Source organism: Variovorax paradoxus, from assembly GCF_902712855.1.
Lineage (GTDB): Bacteria > Pseudomonadota > Gammaproteobacteria > Burkholderiales > Burkholderiaceae_C > Variovorax > Variovorax paradoxus_Q.
Window position 1 is genome coordinate 854,569 of the sequence record NZ_LR743508.1, and the last position, 16,865, is coordinate 871,433.

The 16,865-nt window shown below is 68.1% G+C and carries 18 protein-coding genes; 14 read left to right on the forward strand and 4 right to left on the reverse strand.

The features are described 5' to 3' along the window. The first annotated feature begins 18 nt into the window (after positions 1–18). Complete coding sequence (locus AACL56_RS30555; protein ID WP_339093848.1) at positions 19–930, forward strand: LysR family transcriptional regulator; 912 nt, start codon at positions 19–21, stop codon at positions 928–930. 205 nt (positions 931–1,135) lie between these two features. Here AACL56_RS30555 and AACL56_RS30560 read toward each other — a convergent pair whose 3' ends face one another. From AACL56_RS30560 to flgA, 4 genes are all read right to left on the reverse strand, one after another. Next, positions 1,136–1,978: a winged helix-turn-helix domain-containing protein gene (locus tag AACL56_RS30560; RefSeq protein ID WP_339093850.1), complete on the reverse strand. Its 843-nt coding sequence runs from the start codon at positions 1,976–1,978 to the stop codon at positions 1,136–1,138. Between the two features lie 34 nt (positions 1,979–2,012). Beyond that, complete coding sequence (locus tag AACL56_RS30565; protein WP_339093852.1) at positions 2,013–2,471, reverse strand: flagella synthesis protein FlgN; 459 nt, start codon at positions 2,469–2,471, stop codon at positions 2,013–2,015. Further along, positions 2,468–2,662 carry a flagellar biosynthesis anti-sigma factor FlgM gene (flgM, locus tag AACL56_RS30570; protein WP_339093854.1) on the reverse strand — a complete coding sequence of 65 codons (195 nt, stop codon included), beginning with the start codon at positions 2,660–2,662 and terminating at the stop codon, positions 2,468–2,470. The genes AACL56_RS30565 and flgM overlap by 4 nt, the downstream gene beginning before the upstream one ends. 248 nt (positions 2,663–2,910) lie before the next feature. Continuing rightward, on the reverse strand, positions 2,911–3,636 hold the full coding sequence (gene flgA, locus AACL56_RS30575) for a flagellar basal body P-ring formation chaperone FlgA (protein ID WP_339093856.1): 726 nt from the start codon (positions 3,634–3,636) through the stop codon (positions 2,911–2,913). 220 nt (positions 3,637–3,856) lie between these two features. On the opposite strand from flgA, the gene flgB reads away from it, so the two are divergent. The 13 genes from flgB to AACL56_RS30640 all read left to right on the forward strand — a co-directional run bounded on the left by flgB (position 3,857) and on the right by AACL56_RS30640 (position 16,862). Next, complete coding sequence (gene flgB, locus AACL56_RS30580) at positions 3,857–4,264, forward strand: flagellar basal body rod protein FlgB (RefSeq protein WP_339093858.1); 408 nt, start codon at positions 3,857–3,859, stop codon at positions 4,262–4,264. An 8-nt stretch (positions 4,265–4,272) separates the two neighbouring features. After that, on the forward strand, positions 4,273–4,689 hold the full coding sequence (gene flgC / locus AACL56_RS30585) for a flagellar basal body rod protein FlgC (protein ID WP_339093860.1): 417 nt from the start codon (positions 4,273–4,275) through the stop codon (positions 4,687–4,689). A 41-nt stretch (positions 4,690–4,730) separates the two neighbouring features. Beyond that, the gene (locus tag AACL56_RS30590) at positions 4,731–5,417 is read left to right on the forward strand and encodes a flagellar hook assembly protein FlgD (protein ID WP_339093862.1); all 687 of its coding nucleotides are present in this window, start codon (positions 4,731–4,733) and stop codon (positions 5,415–5,417) included. Between the two features lie 70 nt (positions 5,418–5,487). Beyond that, positions 5,488–6,708, forward strand: coding sequence for a flagellar hook protein FlgE (flgE, locus tag AACL56_RS30595; protein WP_339093864.1), 1,221 nt, complete (start codon positions 5,488–5,490; stop codon positions 6,706–6,708). Positions 6,709–6,742: 34 nt separating this feature from the next. Beyond that, positions 6,743–7,489 carry a flagellar basal body rod protein FlgF gene (locus tag AACL56_RS30600; protein WP_339093866.1) on the forward strand — a complete coding sequence of 249 codons (747 nt, stop codon included), beginning with the start codon at positions 6,743–6,745 and terminating at the stop codon, positions 7,487–7,489. Between the two features lie 61 nt (positions 7,490–7,550). After that, positions 7,551–8,333 carry a flagellar basal-body rod protein FlgG gene (gene flgG / locus AACL56_RS30605; RefSeq protein WP_339093868.1) on the forward strand — a complete coding sequence of 261 codons (783 nt, stop codon included), beginning with the start codon at positions 7,551–7,553 and terminating at the stop codon, positions 8,331–8,333. A 38-nt stretch (positions 8,334–8,371) separates the two neighbouring features. After that, entirely contained in the window at positions 8,372–9,055 is a 684-nt protein-coding gene (locus AACL56_RS30610) for a flagellar basal body L-ring protein FlgH (protein ID WP_339095288.1), read from the forward strand. A gap of 2 nt (positions 9,056–9,057) precedes the next feature. Beyond that, positions 9,058–10,197: a flagellar basal body P-ring protein FlgI gene (locus tag AACL56_RS30615; protein WP_425337096.1), complete on the forward strand. Its 1,140-nt coding sequence runs from the start codon at positions 9,058–9,060 to the stop codon at positions 10,195–10,197. 10 nt (positions 10,198–10,207) lie between these two features. Further along, complete coding sequence (flgJ, locus tag AACL56_RS30620) at positions 10,208–11,218, forward strand: flagellar assembly peptidoglycan hydrolase FlgJ (protein WP_339093870.1); 1,011 nt, start codon at positions 10,208–10,210, stop codon at positions 11,216–11,218. Positions 11,219–11,313: 95 nt separating this feature from the next. Beyond that, the gene (locus AACL56_RS30625; RefSeq protein WP_339093872.1) at positions 11,314–11,829 is read left to right on the forward strand and encodes a chemotaxis protein CheW; all 516 of its coding nucleotides are present in this window, start codon (positions 11,314–11,316) and stop codon (positions 11,827–11,829) included. Between the two features lie 34 nt (positions 11,830–11,863). After that, complete coding sequence (locus tag AACL56_RS30630; protein WP_339093874.1) at positions 11,864–13,588, forward strand: methyl-accepting chemotaxis protein; 1,725 nt, start codon at positions 11,864–11,866, stop codon at positions 13,586–13,588. Between the two features lie 66 nt (positions 13,589–13,654). Further along, the gene (locus tag AACL56_RS30635; protein ID WP_339095292.1) at positions 13,655–15,223 is read left to right on the forward strand and encodes a methyl-accepting chemotaxis protein; all 1,569 of its coding nucleotides are present in this window, start codon (positions 13,655–13,657) and stop codon (positions 15,221–15,223) included. Between the two features lie 19 nt (positions 15,224–15,242). Continuing rightward, positions 15,243–16,862 carry a methyl-accepting chemotaxis protein gene (locus AACL56_RS30640; RefSeq protein WP_339093876.1) on the forward strand — a complete coding sequence of 540 codons (1,620 nt, stop codon included), beginning with the start codon at positions 15,243–15,245 and terminating at the stop codon, positions 16,860–16,862. Positions 16,863–16,865 lie beyond the last annotated feature (3 nt).

Consider the following 16,865-nt stretch of genomic DNA (forward strand, 5'->3'; position numbering starts at 1 on the left):
ATGATCTGAAGGGCTTCCATGGACCGGCTCCGTGCTTACGAAATGTTCGTCAACGTGGTGGCGCGGGGCAGCTTCACCAGGGCGGCCGACGCGCTGGACACCTCGCCGGCCAACGTGACGCGCTACATCAACGAGCTCGAGGCACACCTGCGCACGCGGCTCATCAACCGCACCTCGCGCCGCCTGTCGCTCACCGAGGGCGGCGAGGCGCTCTACGACCGGGCCAAGTCGATCCTGGAGGAAGTGTCGGAAACCGAGGCGCTGGCGACCACCGCTTCGCTGCAGCCCCGCGGGCGCCTGCGCATCAACGCGCCGCTGAGCTTCGGCAGCCTGGTGCTGGCGCCCCTGTGGCCGAAGTTCATGGCGACGTACCCCGACGTCGAGCTCGACATCGCGCTCATCGACCGCGTGGTCGACATCGTCGAGGAGGGCTACGACCTCGCCATCCGCATCTCGCGCACCAGCTCGGGCAACCACATCGCGCGCCGCCTGGGGCGCTCGCACAACCTGGTGTGCGCCTCGCCCGCGTACATCGCCGCCCACGGCATGCCCGAGGTTCCGGCCGACCTGTCCCGGCACCTGTGCCTGGGCTACACCTACGGCGCGACCTCCGACGAGTGGCAGTTCGCCGGCCCCGGCGGCACGCTCGAATCGGTGCGGGTGCGCTGGGCGCTGCGGGCCAACAACGGCACCACCGCCCGCGCCGCGGCACTCGCCGGCGGCGGCGTCATCTGGCAGCCGAGGTTCGTGATCGGCGGGGACGTGGAGGCCGGCCGGCTGGTCGAGGTCATGCCGGGCTATCGCATGCCACCCATCGACGTGCTGGCGATCTACGCCAGCCGCCGCCATCTCAGCGCGAAGGTGCGGGTGATGCTCGACTTCCTGGTCAATGCCTTCCAGGGCGAGCTGTCGGAGCCGGGCGAGCTCTAGCGGCCCGGCGAGGCCTGCGCACGGCGAGCCAGATCGCGCCGTCGGAAGCGGGCCGGAAAATCGAAGATTTCCACCTTGCCCATTTGGCAGGCATTGTGTTGCAGCCCGCGCCAGGCAACGATCCCCGACGAACTTCGCCCGGTTGTCCCCAATGTTGTCCCCAGTCTGCGGGGACAACCTGGAAGGGGCGGATTCAGGTCCGCATTCAGGCCCTTGCCAGCTCGTTCCGGCCGATCCAGGCCGGTTCGTTCGAGGTTTCCGGAAAATCCGCTCGGTCCAGCGTGTCGGCCAGTTCGGGCAAGGAAGACGAGGGCATCCGCCGCAGTTCGTAGCCACGGCCGTACACCGAGTGCAGGACGAACTCGCATTCCTTGTGCAGCGACAGCTTGCGCCGGATGTTGGCCACGCAGCAGTCGAGCACGCGGCTCTTGCGCTCGATGCGCGAATCCATCCAGAGCGAGGCCAGCAGCCAGTCGCGTTCCAGAAGCCGTCCCGCATTGCGGAAAAGCAGCAGCGCCAGTTCGAATTCGCGGGGCTTGAGGCGGATTTCCTCGCCCCGGTGCACCACCACCTTGCGGCTGCCGATGAAGCGGTAGTCGCCGAAGTTCGCGCTCACCGTCTGCGGATGCAGCAGCGTCTCGGTGCGGCGCAGCGCTTCGCGCACGCGCAGCTCCACCTCGAAGTCGTCCACCGGCAGCACCGCGAAATCGATGGTGGCACCCGCCGGCTCGCTGCCCGCCGTGGCGAGCACGTCGATCAGCAGGTCGCGCTGCAGGGCATTGGCCACCAGGAAGATCGGCAGGCGCAGCGCCTTGCACATCGAGGTGATCACCGGCCACGCGCCTTCGTCCTTCAGCACCACCAGCAGCAGGCCGAACTGGCTGCCGTGGGTCACGGCCTGCAGGAATTCGGCGCTGCTGCCGAAGCGCACCGGCGTGCAGCCCATCATGCGCAGCCGCTGGCCCCAGGCCTGGTGCTGGGCAGCGTCGCAGCCGACCATGGCCACCTGCCGCGAGCATTGGACGTTGTTCTTGTCGAGAGCTTCCATGGGGTGTGAGGTGGAGGGACGCGGCGCGCGGCGGTCAGCCGACCGCGAGGCGCGTCCCGGCGCCGGGCTGCGTCTTGCGCACGCCGTCGGGGCCGTAGAAGAGTTGGGCGCTGGCCTGCAGGAAATGCAGGGCCTGCTGCGTGAAATCGAGGTGCGCGTACACCATCGAGCCGTTGCGAAGGTTGTGGCTGCGGGCCTGCACGGCCAGCACCAGCAGCGCGGCCCAGGCCTGTTGCGCGGCGGGGCCGCAGGCCTTGGCGGCGGCATCGGCGCCGGCGCGGCCGGGCTTGAAGCCCAGCGCGGCCTGCAGCGCCTCGCGCTGGTTGTCGAGCTCGGTCATGCGATCGAGCAGCAGGGTCTTCTCACCGGCGATGGCGGCCAGGTCGGCGAACACGTTGTCCGACATGGCCTTGGCTTCGCGGTCGAGCACCGACAGGAATTCCTCGATGCAGGCGGTCTCGGTGCGCAGGTGCGCCAGCAGCGACTGGGTCATTCGCGGCCTTTCGGCGCGGGCTTGGCCTCGACCCTGGCGTCGGCCGCCGGGTCGAGCAGGTCGCGCACGCTGGCCAGCAGGCCGTCGGCGATGCGCTCGGGGCGGATCTGGTAGCGCCCGGCGCGGATGTCCTCGCGGATCGCGGCCACCCGGGCTGCATCGAAATCGCTGCCGCCCACGGCGCTGGGCATGGTGTGGACGAGCGCGGACGGCTGCGGCGCCTCCTGGCGCGCGTCGCGGCGGCGGCATCGGCGCCGGTCGTCGAAGCCGCGGCGGCAGGGGCCGGGGCGTTCGCGGGGTCCGGTGGAGAGGCGTGGCCGAAGGGGCAGGTTGATCGATTTTCAAGGTGATTCCTCAGGGGCTGACCCGTATATCGGCAGCGCTGGCAAGAACTTTAGGAGCGGCGTGCACAAAGCGTACGGCAAGGCGGCCGGCAAGCCTACTGGGCCAGCTGGATCTGCCCCTCCGTGTCCGCCACCCCGCTGACCATCCGGCCGTCGCGGGTCTTGGCCTGCACCACGGCGCCCACGGTCGCTCCGGTCATGGCCCGGCCCTCGGTGGTGACGACGAAACCCTGGCCCTGCGCCACGACCTTGACGGCCTGGCCCTGCTGGATGACGGTGACGCCGCGCACCTGCTCCTTGCGCAGCGGCGCGCCCGATGCGATGCGGTTGACCGCCACCACCCCGGTGAGTTCCGCCGCGCTGGTGACGACCGAGCGCGGCAGCCGCGTCAGATCGCCGGTGCGCTCGGCGATGTCGCCCGCGCCCACCGGCTTGCCGGCGTCGATGACGCGCGCGGCCACGAAATAGCTGCCTTCCACCGACACATGGGCCTGCACGTAGCGCGTCCAGGGCCGTTCGGCCTGGCAGCGAACGCCCACCGACACCCGGCCCCACGGCGTGGCGCCGGGTGGCAGGAAGGCCTCGGGCGTGGTCTCGCAGGCCGGCAGGGCGTCCGTGCCGCGGCCTTCGAGCCGGACGCCGACCTTGCCCGGCAGGCCGGCGGTCTGCGTCTGCATGTAGGCGGCGACGACGGCGTCGGCCGTGGAGGGCGCGGCGGTGTCCCTGGTCGTCCCGGCCTGCGCCGCGAACGCGCAGCAGGCCGCCAGCAGCATCGTCGACACGGTGCGCGGCAGGCAGGTCCGGGGCGTGGTGAGGGTCATCGGAAACATTCGAAGAAGTGCTCGGGGAGCGGCTCTCCACACATGAAGGGCACGAGACGCCGCCCGGAAATTCTAGAAATTCGGCGGCCGATCGAAGGTGCGAGCAGCAGCAGAAAACCCCCTTTGTTCGAACGATTGCAAAAGCGCCTCATGCATAGACTCGCTTTCCATCTGTCGCCACGCCATGCGCGAACGCGACGCTTCAACAGATGGAACTCAGATGATCGACAAGCTGGATGCGGCGCTTCGCTTCAATCGCGAAGCCCTCAATCTCCGGGCGGAACGCCAGGAGGTGATCGCGGCCAATATCGCGCACGCGGACACGCCCAACTACAAGGCGCGCGACTTCGACTTCGGCACCCGCCTGAGCGAAGCCGTCGAGCGCGGCCGCGCATCGCAGTCGATGTCGATGGCCACCACGTCGGCGCGCCACCTCGCGGGCCAGGCGCAGGCCATGCCCGACAAGGACCTGCTCTACCGCACGCCCAACCAGTCCAGCCTCGACGGCAACACGGTCGAGATGGACGTGGAGCGCATCGCCTTCGCCGACAACGCGCTGCGCTACGAGTCGAACCTCACGGTGATCAATTCCAAGATCAAGTCGCTGCTGTCGGCGGTACAGCAATAAGGCCTGCCATGCCCTTCAACAGCACATCCATGAACATCTTCAACGTGGCGGGATCCGCCATGACCGCGCAGTCGCAGCGCATGAACGTGACCGCCAGCAACATGGCCAACGCCGAGAGCGTGGCCGGTCCCGACGGCATGCCCTACCGCGCCAAGCAGGTGGTGTTCGAGGTCGCGCCATCCGGCATGCAGGACATCGGCGGCGTGCGCGTCTCCGGCGTGGTCGAGGACCCGTCCCCGCCGCGGCTCGTGTTCGATCCGAAGAGCCCGCACGCCAATGCCGAAGGCTACGTGGCCATGCCCAACGTCAACGTGGTCGAGGAGATGACCAACATGATCTCGGCCTCGCGCAGCTACCAGGCCAACGTCGAGGTGCTCAACACCGCGAAGACGCTGATGGTCAAGACGCTGACGCTCGGCCAGTAAGCCGACCGCACACCCCTTCAACAAGAAAAGCAACCAACGCAATGGCCATCTCCGACACCTCGTCCATCACCGGGCAGAACGCCGCCTCCGCGGCCAGCAGCAACACCAGCGTCTCGAACGCCGACAGCGAACAGCGCTTCCTGAAGCTGCTGGTCACGCAGCTGAACAACCAGGACCCGCTCAACCCGATGCAGAACGCCGAGCTCACCTCGCAGCTGGCGCAGATGAGCACCGTGAGCGGCATCGAGAAGCTCAACTCCACGCTGTCGGGCCTGGTGAACCAGACCGGTTCCAACCAGGTGCTGCAGGCGGCTTCGCTCATCGGCTACAACGTGCTGTCGCCCGGCGACACGCTCACCACCACCAAGCCCGAGGACGGCAAGGAACCCGCGGCGCAGGCCTTCGCGGTGGAGCTGCCGGGCACGGCCTCCGACGTCGACATCAAGATCGTCGACGCCGCCGGCAACACGGTGCGCACCATCAGCGCCGGCTCCATGAAGGAAGGCGTCAACGCCGTCACCTGGGACGGCAAGGACGACGCCGGCAACGTGGTGCCCGCGGGCACCTACAAGTTCGTCGCGGACGCCACCAACGGCAGCACCGTCGTGAAGGCCACCGCGCTCACTTTCTCGCAGGTGGCCGCCGTGAAGCAGGGCACCGACGGCGTCACGCTCGAGCTGATGAGCGGCAACAACATCGGCCTGTCCGACGTGCGGCTCTTCCTCTGAGCCATCCATCGAATCGCGCGAACAACTCGCACACCCCTTCGCATCCAACGCATCGAACCAAGGAATCAACATGGCTTTTTCTCAGGGCATCAGCGGACTCGGCGTGGCCGCGGCCAACCTCGACGTCATCGGCAACAACATCGCCAACTCGAGCACCGTGGGCTTCAAGTCCGCCGCCGCCACCTTCCAGGACGTGTACGCCGGCTCGCGCGTGGGCCTGGGCGCCTCGGTCTCGGGCGTGGTGCAGAACTTCACGCAGGGCGTGACGCAGACCAGCAGCCGTCCGTACGACGTGGCCATCCTGAACGGCGACGGCTTCTTCCGCCTGGCCAGCGCCAGCGGTGAAGTGCTGTACTCGCGCAACGGCCAGTTCACGCCCGACAAGGAAGGCTACATCGTCAACGCCCAGGGCCTGCGCCTGACCGGCTACGGCGTGAACGCCAGCGGCGGCATCAGCGGCGGCACGCCCGCACCGATCCAGATCCCCACGGCGCCCATGACGCCGAAGGCCACCACCACGGTGAACGCCGAGTTCAACCTCGACGCGCGCCTGGCAACCCCGGCCAAGACGCCGTTCAACGCCGCCGACTCCGAGACCTTCAACTACTCGAACGCCATCGGCCCCACGTACGACTCGCTGGGCAACCCGCACGACGTGGCCGTGTACTTCGTGAAGGCACCCACGCCCGCCAACACCTGGAACGTGTACGGCACGTCCGACGGCGCCGCGCTCAACGGCGGTGCCGCGCTCACCACGCTGACCTTCGACTCCAGCGGCAAGATGACCGCGCCGGCCAGCGGCCAGCTGAACATCGGCCCGATCAACTTCACCAACGGCGCGGCGGCCATGACCGCCACGGTCGACCTGTCGGGCACCACGCAGTTCGGCGCTGCCAACGGCATGAGCAAGCTCGGCCAGGACGGCTACCGCTCGGGCGAGCTGACCTCGTTCTCGATCAACCCCGACGGCACCATCACCGGCAAGTTCTCCAACGAACAGACCCAGCTGCTGGGCCAGGTCGTGCTGTCGTCGTTCGCCAACCCCAACGGCCTGGAGCCCAAGGGCAACAACGTGTGGGCCGAGACGCAGGCTTCGGGCAACGCGCTCACCGGCACGCCGGGCGAGGGCACCAAGCTCGGCTCGCTGCAGGCCGGCGCGCTGGAGGCGTCCAACGTCGACCTGACCTCCGAGCTGGTCAACCTGATCGTCGCGCAGCGCAACTACCAGGCCAATGCGCAGACCGTGAAGACGCAGGACCAGGTCATGCAGACGCTGATGAACATCCGCTGACGCGGCGCCCTAAGACTGACACCAGGAGCACCCAGTGGATCGAATGTTGTATGTCGCCATGAGCGGCGCCAAGCAGGTCATGGAGCAGCAGGCCTCTGTCGCCAACAACATGGCGAACGTCTCGACGCCGGGCTTTCGCGCGCAGATCGCCAGCTTCCGTGCGGTGCCCGTGGTGGGCCAGGAGGCGCCCACGCGCGCGTTCGTGTCCGCCACCACGCCCGGCGCCGACTTCGCGCACGGCCCCATCACCGAGACCGGCCGCGGCCTCGACGTGGCCGTGAACGGCGAAGGCTGGCTGGTGGTGCAGACCGCCGACGGCGGCGAAGCCTACACGCGCGTCGGCAATCTCCAGATCTCGGCCGACGGCCAGCTCTCCACCATGGGCGGCCGCCCGGTGATGGGCGACAACGGCGCACTGACCGTGCCGCCCGGCTCCGCGGTGACCATTGCCACCAACGGCCTGGTGAGCGCGCGCGACGCGGCCTCGAACACCGAGACCGGCATCGGCGAGGTGGGCCGGCTCAAGCTCGTGAACCCGGCCACCACCGACCTCGTGCGCGGTGACGACGGCCTGTTCCGCATGCGCCAGGGCCTGCAGCCGGCCGAAGCCGACCCCGGCGTGACGCTGGCCATCGGCGCCGTCGAGGGCAGCAACGTCAACCCGGTCGAGGCGATGGTTTCGATGATCGCCAACGCGCGCAGCTTCGAGATGCAGATGAAGTCGATGCAGACCGCCGACACCAACGCGCAGTCGGCCAACAAGCTGCTGTCGTACGGCTGACAGGCCGCAGCCGGCCCGCCGCCCCATCACCCGCAACACACCCGCAGGATTTCCAACCCAAATGATTCGCTCCCTCTACATCGCCAAGACCGGCCTCGACGCGCAGCAGACGCAGCTCGACGTGGTCTCCAACAACCTGGCCAACGTCGGCACCACCGGCTTCAAGCGCACACGCGCCGTGTTCGAAGACCTCGTCTACCAGAACCTGCGCCAGAGCGGCGGCCAGTCGTCCGACCAGACCCGCCTGCCCTCGGGCCTGCAGGTCGGCACCGGCGTGCACGTGGTCGCCACCGAGCGCATCCACACGCAAGGCAACCTCACCAAGACCGAAGGCCCGCGCGACGTGGCCATCAGCGGCACCGGCTTCTTCCAGGTGCTGATGCCCGACGGCACCACCTCGTACACCCGCGACGGCTCGTTCCAGACCGACCCCGACGGCCAGCTGGTCACCGCCAGCGGCTTCCCGATCCAGCCCGCCATCACCATCCCGCGCGATGCGCAGAGCCTCACGATCGGCCGCGACGGCATCGTGTCGGTCACGCAGCCGGGCAGCACCGCCTCGGTGCAGATCGGCCAGCTGCAGCTCGCGACCTTCATGAACCCCGCCGGCCTGCAGAGCAAGGGCGAGAACCTGTATGCGGAAACCGATGCCTCGGGCGCGCCCAACCAGGTGAACCCCGGCGTCGACGGCGCCGGCACGCTGAGCCAGGGCTATGTCGAAGCCTCGAACGTGAACGTGGTGGAAGAGCTGGTCAACATGATCGCCACCCAGCGTTCGTACGAGATCAACAGCAAGGCCGTCCAGACCTCGGACCAGATGCTGCAGCGCCTGGCGCAGATGTGATGCGGGGCGTGCGTCTTCATCAAGAGGCCGGCGGTGCGCTGCTTTCACGCGTGCTGCTGGCACTGGTGCTGGTGGCCACCGTGCTGGCGACGGGCTGCGCACAGCTGCCGCGCGAGCCGCTGGTGCACCAGCCGATGACGGCGCGCGCCGAGAGCTACGCGGCGCTGACGCCGCGTCGCGCGCCCGGCGCGATCTTTCAGGAGGGTCCGGGCGCCAACGCCTTGTTCGAGGACCGCCGTCCGCGCAACGTCGGCGACATCCTGACCATCGTCATCAGCGAGAAGGTCAACGCCACCAAGAATTCCGGCGCCAACGCCAGCCGCGTGGGCAGCACCGCGAGCGTGTTCGCCGCCATCCCGAAGCTGATCGGCGGCCTGCTCGACGGGCAGGACACCAAGCTCAGCGGCACCAATTCGCTCACCGCCAAGGGCGGCGCCAATGCCAACAACACCTTCAACGGCGTGATCACCGTCACGGTGACCGACGTCATGCCCAACGGCAACCTGCTCGTGAGCGGCGAAAAGCAGATGGGCATCAACCAGGGCACGGAGTTCATCCGCTTCTCGGGCGTGGTCAACCCGCGCACCGTGTCGGGCAACAACACCGTGCCTTCCACGCTGGTGGCCGATGCACGCATCGAGTACTCCGCCAAGGGCTACATCGACGAGGCCCAGACCATGGGCTGGATGCAGCGCATCTTCCTGAACGTGATGCCCTTCTGATCATGAAAAATCTCTCTGCTTTCCGCGCGCGCCGCCGCTTCTCGTTGCGCTTTCCCCTTGCCGCCCTGGCGGTGATGGGTGTCCTGTGCTTTTCTCCGGCGCACGCGGAGCGGCTCAAGGAGCTCGCCAGCATCCAGGGCGTGCGCGACAACCCGCTGATCGGCTACGGGCTGATGGTGGGCCTGGACGGCACGGGCGACCAGACGATGCAGACGCCGTTCACCACGCAGAGCCTGAACAACATGCTGCAGCAGCTGGGCATCACGATCCCGCAGGGCGTGAACATGCAGCTGAAGAACGTGGCGGCGGTGATGGTGACGGCCACGCTGCCGTCGTTCGCGCGGCCGGGCCAGAACATCGACGTGACGGTGTCGTCCATGGGCAATGCGAAGAGCCTGCGCGGCGGCACGCTGCTGATGACGCCGCTCAAGGGCATCGACGGCGCGACCTACGCGGTGGCGCAGGGCAACATGGTGATCGGCGGAGCCGGCGCCTCTGCCAATGGCAGCAAGGTGCAGGTGAACCAGCTGAGCTCGGGCCGCATCCCCGGTGGCGCGCTGGTGGAGCGCACGGTCGAGGCCGCGGTGGGTGCGGAAGGCACCTTCGCCATCGAGCTCAACCGCTCCGACTTCGGCACCACGCAGCGCGCGGTCGATGCCATCAACCGCCAGTTCGGCGCGGGCACGGCCGAGGCCATCGACGCGCGGGCGATCCGCGTGCGGGCGCCCGAACCGCAGCAGCGCGTGGGCTTCCTCGCGCGGCTCGAAGACCTCGAGGTCACGCCCACGCAGGCCGGCGCCCGCGTGGTGGTCAACGCCCGCACCGGCTCGGTGGTCATGAACCAGGCGGTGCGCGTGAAGGACTGCGCCATCGCGCACGGCAGCCTGTCGGTGGTCATCAACACCGAACCCGTCGTCAGCCAGCCGGGCGCGTTCTCGGGCGGCAGCACGGTGGCGGCGCAGACCTCGCAGATCTCGGTGAACCAGGGCGGCGGCGCGATCCAGATGGTGCGCGGCGGCGCTTCGCTGTCGGACGTGGTCAAGGGCCTGAACAGCCTCGGCGCGAATCCGCAGGACCTGGTGTCGATCCTGCAGGCCATGAAGACGGCCGGCGCCCTGAGCGCCGAGCTCGAGATCATCTGAGGACGGCGCGATGACGGTTTCTTCCACCAGCGCCTGGACGGGCAGCGACGCGGCCAGCCGCAGCGGTGCGCTCGACCAGCGCTTCGCCCTCGACGTGCAGGGCGTCGATGCGCTGCGGCACACCGTGCGCACCTCGCCCGAAGCGGGCCTGCAGCAGGTCTCGCGGCAGTTCGAGGCCATGTTCATGAACATGGTGCTCAAGAGCATGCGCGAGGCGACGCCCTCCAGCGGCCTGCTCGACAGCCAGAGCCAGAAGGTCTACCAGTCGATGTTCGACCAGCAGCTCACGCAGAACCTCTCGGGGCGCGGCGTGGGGCTGGCCGAGGCCATGCTCGCGCAGCTGCGCCGCACGATGCCCTCGGGTCCGCCCGATGCCGAGGCGGATGCCGCGATCGGCGTGAAGCCGATGTCGCTCGAGCCGCGCGGCGGCTTCCCCTACGGTCCGAACGCGGGCATTCCGCTGGGCTCCGCGCCCAGCCCGCGCACGCCGGCCTCCGCCGACCTGCGCGTGTACCAGTTCAACAGCGACCGCAGCTCGGGCGGCGCAGGCGGCGTCAGCGCTTCGCTGCAGGGCCAGGTCGACGACTTCGTCGGCCGCATGGGCGCTTCGGCGCAGGCGGCCAGCACGGCCAGCGGCGTGCCCGCGCCGCTGATCCTGGCGCAGGCCGCGCTCGAATCGGGCTGGGGCAAGCGGGAGATCCGCGCCGACGACGGCACCCAGAGCTTCAACCTGTTCGGCATCAAGGCCGACAAGGGCTGGAAGGGCGCGACGGTCGAGACCACCACCACCGAATACGTCGACGGCGAGCCGCAGAAGATCCGCGCCAAGTTCCGCGCCTACGGATCGTACGAAGAGGCCTTCACCGACTACGCGCGCTTCATCACGCGCAATCCCCGCTACGCGAACGTGCTGGCGACCGACGACCCCGCCGAGGCCGCGCACGGCCTGCAGCGCGCGGGCTACGCCACGGACCCGCGCTACGGCGAGAAGCTGGTTCGCATCATGCAGAAATTCGGTTGAGCCGCGCGCGGCATCGACCGGTTCGCACCCACCCAACGCACAGACAGACAGGGCGCGCGCTCGCACCGCGTGGCGCGCCACACACGAGGATTCCCATGCCAGAGATCGCGGGCACCGCCCACAAGCAACAGCAACAGCAGCAGATCGCCGCCACCGGCCGCCTGGAGGTCGTGACCTTCAAGCTGGGCGAGGAGGAATACGGCATCGACATCCAGAAGGTGCAGGAGCTGCGCGGGTACGACGCGGTGACGCGGATCGCGAATGCGCCGGACTACATCAAGGGGGTGGTGAACCTGCGGGGGATCATCGTTCCGATCATCGACATGCGCATCAAGTTCAAGCTGGGCGACCCGACGTACGACCAGTTCACGGTGGTGATCGTGCTGAACATCGCAGGCCGGGTGGTGGGGATGGTGGTGGACAGCGTGTCGGACGTGATCACGCTGACGGCGGAGCAGATCAAGCCTGCGCCGGAGATGGGGTCGGTGCTGGACGCGGACTACCTGATCGGTCTGGGCACGCTGGAAGAGCGGATGCTGATCCTGGTGGACATCGACCGACTCATGTCCAGCGAAGAGATGGGCCTGGTCGAAGCGGCTGCGGTCGCATGACCGCGCCCGCCTGAACATCCCTCGAGGCCTCGCCATGAACTTCCTGTCCAACCTCCGCATCGGCACCCGCCTGATGCTGGCCTTCGCCGTCGTGCTGGGCCTGACCGTGATCTCGACCGCCATCGCCCTGGCATCCTCGCGCAGCAATGCCGAGGCCACCCGGCTGATGATGCAGAGCCCGCTCGCGAAAGAGCGGCTCATCTCCGACTGGTATGTGCTGACCTACGCGGCCATCGCGCGCACGTCGATGATCGCGCGCACCACCGACGAGACGCTCCCCGTGACCTTCGCCGACGTCATCTCCGACAGCGTGAAGAAGGGCAGCGAGACCATGGCGAAGGTGGAGCCGCTGCTGTTCACCGACGAGGAAAAGTCGACCTACAAGTCGATCGTCGAGCTGCGCGCCAAGTACCAGGCGGCGAAGGACGAGGTGGGCAAGGCCAAGGCCAGCGGCAACGCGGTGGCCACCGCGCGCGCCTTCAAGGAATCGTTCCAGCCGGCCGCCAAGGCCTACGAGACCCGTGTTCTCGACCTGCTGTCGATCGAGCGCCGCGACATCGATCGCATGAGCCAGGAGATCGACGCGGCGAATGCACGCAGCTTCAACCTGCAACTGCTGCTGACGATCCTCACTGTGGTGAGCGGCGGCATCTTCGCCTTCTTCATCGCGCGCAGCATCGTGCGCCCGCTGGCGCAGGCCGTGGAAGTGGCCGAGACGGTGGCCTCCGGCGACCTGAGCACGGACATTCGCGTGGAAAGCCGCGACGAGGCGGGCCAGCTGATGCAGGCGCTGCGCGAGATGAACGCGAGCCTGGCGAAGGTGGTGGGCGAAGTGCGCACCGGCACCGAGACGATCGCCACCGCTTCGGGGCAGATCGCCTCGGGCAACCAGGATCTCTCTTCGCGCACCGAGCAGCAGGCCAGCTCGCTGGAAGAAACCGCCGCTTCGATGGAAGAGCTGACTTCGACCGTGAAGCAGAACGCAGACAACGCACGCCAGGCGAACCAGCTGGCGGTGTCGGCATCGGAAGTGGCCGTCAAGGGCGGCACGGTGGTGAGCCAGGTGGTGGACACGATGGGCTCGATCAACGCGTCGTCCAAGAAGATCGTGGATATCATCGGCGTGATCGACGGCATTGCGTTCCAGACCAACATCCTGGCGCTGAACGCGGCTGTGGAAGCGGCGCGTGCCGGTGAACAGGGCCGCGGCTTCGCCGTGGTGGCCTCGGAAGTCCGAAGCCTCGCGCAACGTTCGGCGGCCGCCGCCAAGGAAATCAAGACGCTGATCGGCGACTCGGTCGAGAAGGTCGAAGAGGGCAGCAAGCAGGTGGAAGAAGCGGGCCGCACGATGGAGGAGATCGTGGGCAGCGTGAAGCGCGTGACGGACATCATGGGCGAGATCACGGCAGCGAGCCAGGAGCAGACGTCGGGGATCGAGCAGATCAACCAGGCGATCACGCAGATGGACCAGGTGACGCAGCAGAACGCGGCACTGGTGGAAGAGGCCTCGGCCGCTGCCCAGTCGCTGCAGGAGCAGGCTGGCACGCTGGTGCAGGCCGTGAGCATCTTCAAGCTGGGCTCCGCACACCAGGCGCCCGCGCGCCTGCAGGTGGCGGTGCATCCCGCGCATCCTGCGCAGCTGCCGTCGAAGGCGCGGGCCAGGGCGCTGCCCTCCTCGCGCACCAAGCCGTTGCAGCCCGCCGCGCCCCAGCCTCAGCTGGCCGCATCGGGCGGCAGCGACGACTGGACCGAATTCTGAGTCTTCCCGCGGAAAAAAACACACCAACTGGCTACCCGGGGTCCGCGGCCCCACGAAGGAAAAATCATCAAAGCGTTCTACAACCTCAAAATCGCGACCAAGCTTCTTGTGTCGTTCATCGCAGTGCTCGTGTTGACGGTCTGCGTCGGTGCCGTGTCGGTGCTGCAACTCGGCAAGGTCCACGACATGTCGTCGGACCTGGCAACCAACTGGATGCCGGCCACGCGCTCCCTGCTGGAAATGAAGAACCTGGTGGCGCGCTACCGTTCGCAGGAGCTGCAGCACATCCTGTCGGCCTCGTACGAGGAGATGGGCACCTACGAAAAGTCGATGGAACAGACCTGGGCCCAGCTGCAGAAGAACAAGGCCGAATACGCCACGCTCATCTCCGAACCCCAGGAACGCGAGATCTTCCCCGAGTTCGAGAAGCTGCTGACGCAGTACGGCGTCGAGCACAACAAGATCATCGCGATCTCGCACACGCAGGACGCCGAGCAGGCGACCACGCTGAGCCGCGGCAAGTCGCTGCAGCTCAGCCGCGACATGAACACCGCGCTCGACAAGCTCACCGAAGTGAACGTGACCGGCGCGGTGCGCGCCGGTGCCACGGCCGACGCGGTGTATTCGCAGGCACGCCTGTGGGTCGTGGGCCTGCTGGTCGGCGCGGTCGCGCTCGGCCTGGTGCTGGCACTGTGGATCGCACGCCTGGTCGCACGCCCGCTGGAAGAGGCCGTGAAGGTGGCGCAGTCGGTCGCGGCAGGCGACCTGACCAGCCGCATCGAGTCGGACACGACCGACGAGACCGGGCTGCTGCTCGAGGCTCTGAAGGGCATGAACGACAGCCTCGTGAAGATCGTGGGCGAAGTTCGCACGGGCACGGACACCATCGCCACCGCGTCCAGCCAGATCGCCTCGGGCAACCAGGACCTGTCTTCGCGCACCGAAGAGCAGGCCAGCTCGCTGGAAGAGACGGCTGCCTCGATGGAGGAGCTGACTTCGACCGTGAAGCAGAACGCGGACAACGCACGCCAGGCGAACCAGCTGGCGGTGTCGGCATCGGAAGTGGCCGTCAAGGGCGGCACGGTGGTGAGCCAGGTGGTGGACACGATGGGCTCGATCAACGCGTCGTCCAAGAAGATCGTGGACATCATCGGCGTGATCGACGGCATTGCGTTCCAGACCAACATCCTGGCGCTGAACGCGGCTGTGGAAGCGGCGCGTGCCGGTGAACAGGGCCGCGGCTTCGCCGTGGTGGCCTCGGAAGTCCGAAGCCTCGCGCAACGTTCGGCGGCCGCCGCCAAGGAGATCAAGACGCTGATCGGCGACTCGGTCGAGAAGGTCGAAGAGGGCAGCAAGCAGGTGGAAGAAGCGGGCCGCACGATGGAGGAGATCGTGGGCAGCGTGAAGCGCGTGACGGACATCATGGGCGAGATCACGGCAGCGAGCCAGGAGCAGACGTCGGGGATCGAGCAGATCAACCAGGCGATCACGCAGATGGACCAGGTGACGCAGCAGAACGCGGCGCTGGTGGAAGAAGCCTCGGCCGCTGCCCAGTCGCTGCAGGAGCAGGCCGGCAGCCTGTCCGAAGTCGTCGGCGTGTTCCGCCTCGGCGACCCCCAGCTTGCCCTGAACTGAAAGAGAAACAACCCAGACCATGCGCGTCAACCTGCCCATCACCGGCGTCGAATACGAACTCTCGCCCGCCGCCGCCCTCGTGTCCCGCACGGACCTCAAGGGCCGCATCACCTACGTCAACCCGGCTTTCGTGGAAGCCAGCGGCTTCGACGCCGCCGAGCTCATGGGCAAGGCGCACAACATCGTGCGTCACCCGGACGTGCCGGCCGAGGCCTTCGCCGACCTGTGGGAGACGCTGGCCCAGGGCCTGCCGTGGACGGGCCTGATCAAGAACCGGCGCAAGAGCGGCGACTTCTACTGGGTGCTGGCCAACGTGACGCCGATCCGCCGCAACGGCCGGGTGCAGGGCTACATGTCGGTGCGCAGCCGGCCCGACCGCGCGGCGGTGCAGCAGGCCGACACGCTGTATGCGCGCATCCGCGAGGGCCGCGCCAAGGATGTCTCGCTCGTGCAGGGCGAGGTGGTCTCGCGCGGCTGGTCGAGCCCGCTGGCGCGGCTGCGCCGCATCCACGTGCGCCGCCGCGTGTTCGGCGCCACGGCCGTGGCGGCTCTCGCCTCGCTGGCGTTCGGCGCCGCGGGATGGCTCGAGGCATCGCGCCTTGCCGCATCGAACGGCGCGCACAGCTGGCTGCCCGCCGCGTTCGCATTCGGCGGCGTGGCCTCCGCGCTCGCATGGCTGGGCTTCGGCCAGTTCCTCGGCCGCACGGTGTTCCGTCCGCTCGACGAGGCGGTGCACGTCGCGCGCGCCATCGCCGGTGGCGACCTGGCGCGCTTCGAGGTGCGGCCCGGCGACGAGATCACCGGCCTGCTGCGCGCGCTGAACCAGATGAGCGCCAACCTGTTCGCCATCGTCGCGGACGTGGGCGAGAACGTAGCGGGCGTGATGTCGGCCTCGAGCCAGATCGCCTCGGGCAACGAAGACCTGTCGTCGCGCACCGAGCAGCAGGCCAGTTCGCTCGAGGAAACGGCGGCGTCGATGGAAGAGCTCACCAGCACCGTGAAGCAGAACGCCGACAACGCGCGCCAGGCCAACCAGCTGGCCGTGTCGGCCTCGGCCGTGGCGGTGAAGGGCGGCAGCGTGGTCTCGCAGGTGGTCGACACCATGGGCTCGATCAATGCGTCGTCGCGCAAGATCGTGGACATCATCGGCGTGATCGACGGCATTGCGTTCCAGACCAACATCCTGGCGCTGAACGCAGCGGTGGAAGCCGCACGCGCCGGTGAACAAGGCAAGGGCTTCGCCGTGGTCGCTTCCGAGGTGCGCAGCCTCGCGCAGCGCTCGGCCTCGGCAGCCAAGGAAATCAAGACGCTGATCGGCGATTCGGTCGACAAGGTCGAGGAAGGCAGCAAGCAGGTCCAGGAAGCCGGCCGCACCATGGATGAGATCGTGGGCAGCGTGCGCCGCGTGACGGACATCATGGGCGAGATCACCGCGGCGAGCCAGGAACAGACCTCGGGCATCGAGCAGATCAACCAGGCGATCACGCAGATGGACCAGGTGACGCAGCAGAACGCGGCGCTGGTGGAAGAGGCCTCGGCGGCCGCGCAATCCCTGCAGGAGCAGGCCGACAACCTCGTGAGAGCCGTGAGCACCTTCAAGCTCGACGCCGACGAACAACCGCAGGCCCATGCGGCCTGAAGC

Coding starts and splice junctions, on each gene's coding strand:
- AACL56_RS30555 (WP_339093848.1), top strand. CDS start 19: ATGGACCGGCTCCGTGCTTACGAAATGTTCGTCAACGTGGTGGCGCGG.
- AACL56_RS30560 (WP_339093850.1), bottom strand. CDS start 1,978: ATGGAAGCTCTCGACAAGAACAACGTCCAATGCTCGCGGCAGGTGGCC.
- AACL56_RS30565 (WP_339093852.1), bottom strand. CDS start 2,471: ATGACCCAGTCGCTGCTGGCGCACCTGCGCACCGAGACCGCCTGCATC.
- flgM (WP_339093854.1), bottom strand. CDS start 2,662: ATGCCCAGCGCCGTGGGCGGCAGCGATTTCGATGCAGCCCGGGTGGCC.
- flgA (WP_339093856.1), bottom strand. CDS start 3,636: ATGACCCTCACCACGCCCCGGACCTGCCTGCCGCGCACCGTGTCGACG.
- flgB (WP_339093858.1), top strand. CDS start 3,857: ATGATCGACAAGCTGGATGCGGCGCTTCGCTTCAATCGCGAAGCCCTC.
- flgC (WP_339093860.1), top strand. CDS start 4,273: ATGCCCTTCAACAGCACATCCATGAACATCTTCAACGTGGCGGGATCC.
- AACL56_RS30590 (WP_339093862.1), top strand. CDS start 4,731: ATGGCCATCTCCGACACCTCGTCCATCACCGGGCAGAACGCCGCCTCC.
- flgE (WP_339093864.1), top strand. CDS start 5,488: ATGGCTTTTTCTCAGGGCATCAGCGGACTCGGCGTGGCCGCGGCCAAC.
- flgG (WP_339093868.1), top strand. CDS start 7,551: ATGATTCGCTCCCTCTACATCGCCAAGACCGGCCTCGACGCGCAGCAG.
- AACL56_RS30615 (WP_425337096.1), top strand. CDS start 9,058: ATGAAAAATCTCTCTGCTTTCCGCGCGCGCCGCCGCTTCTCGTTGCGC.
- flgJ (WP_339093870.1), top strand. CDS start 10,208: ATGACGGTTTCTTCCACCAGCGCCTGGACGGGCAGCGACGCGGCCAGC.
- AACL56_RS30625 (WP_339093872.1), top strand. CDS start 11,314: ATGCCAGAGATCGCGGGCACCGCCCACAAGCAACAGCAACAGCAGCAG.
- AACL56_RS30630 (WP_339093874.1), top strand. CDS start 11,864: ATGAACTTCCTGTCCAACCTCCGCATCGGCACCCGCCTGATGCTGGCC.
- AACL56_RS30640 (WP_339093876.1), top strand. CDS start 15,243: ATGCGCGTCAACCTGCCCATCACCGGCGTCGAATACGAACTCTCGCCC.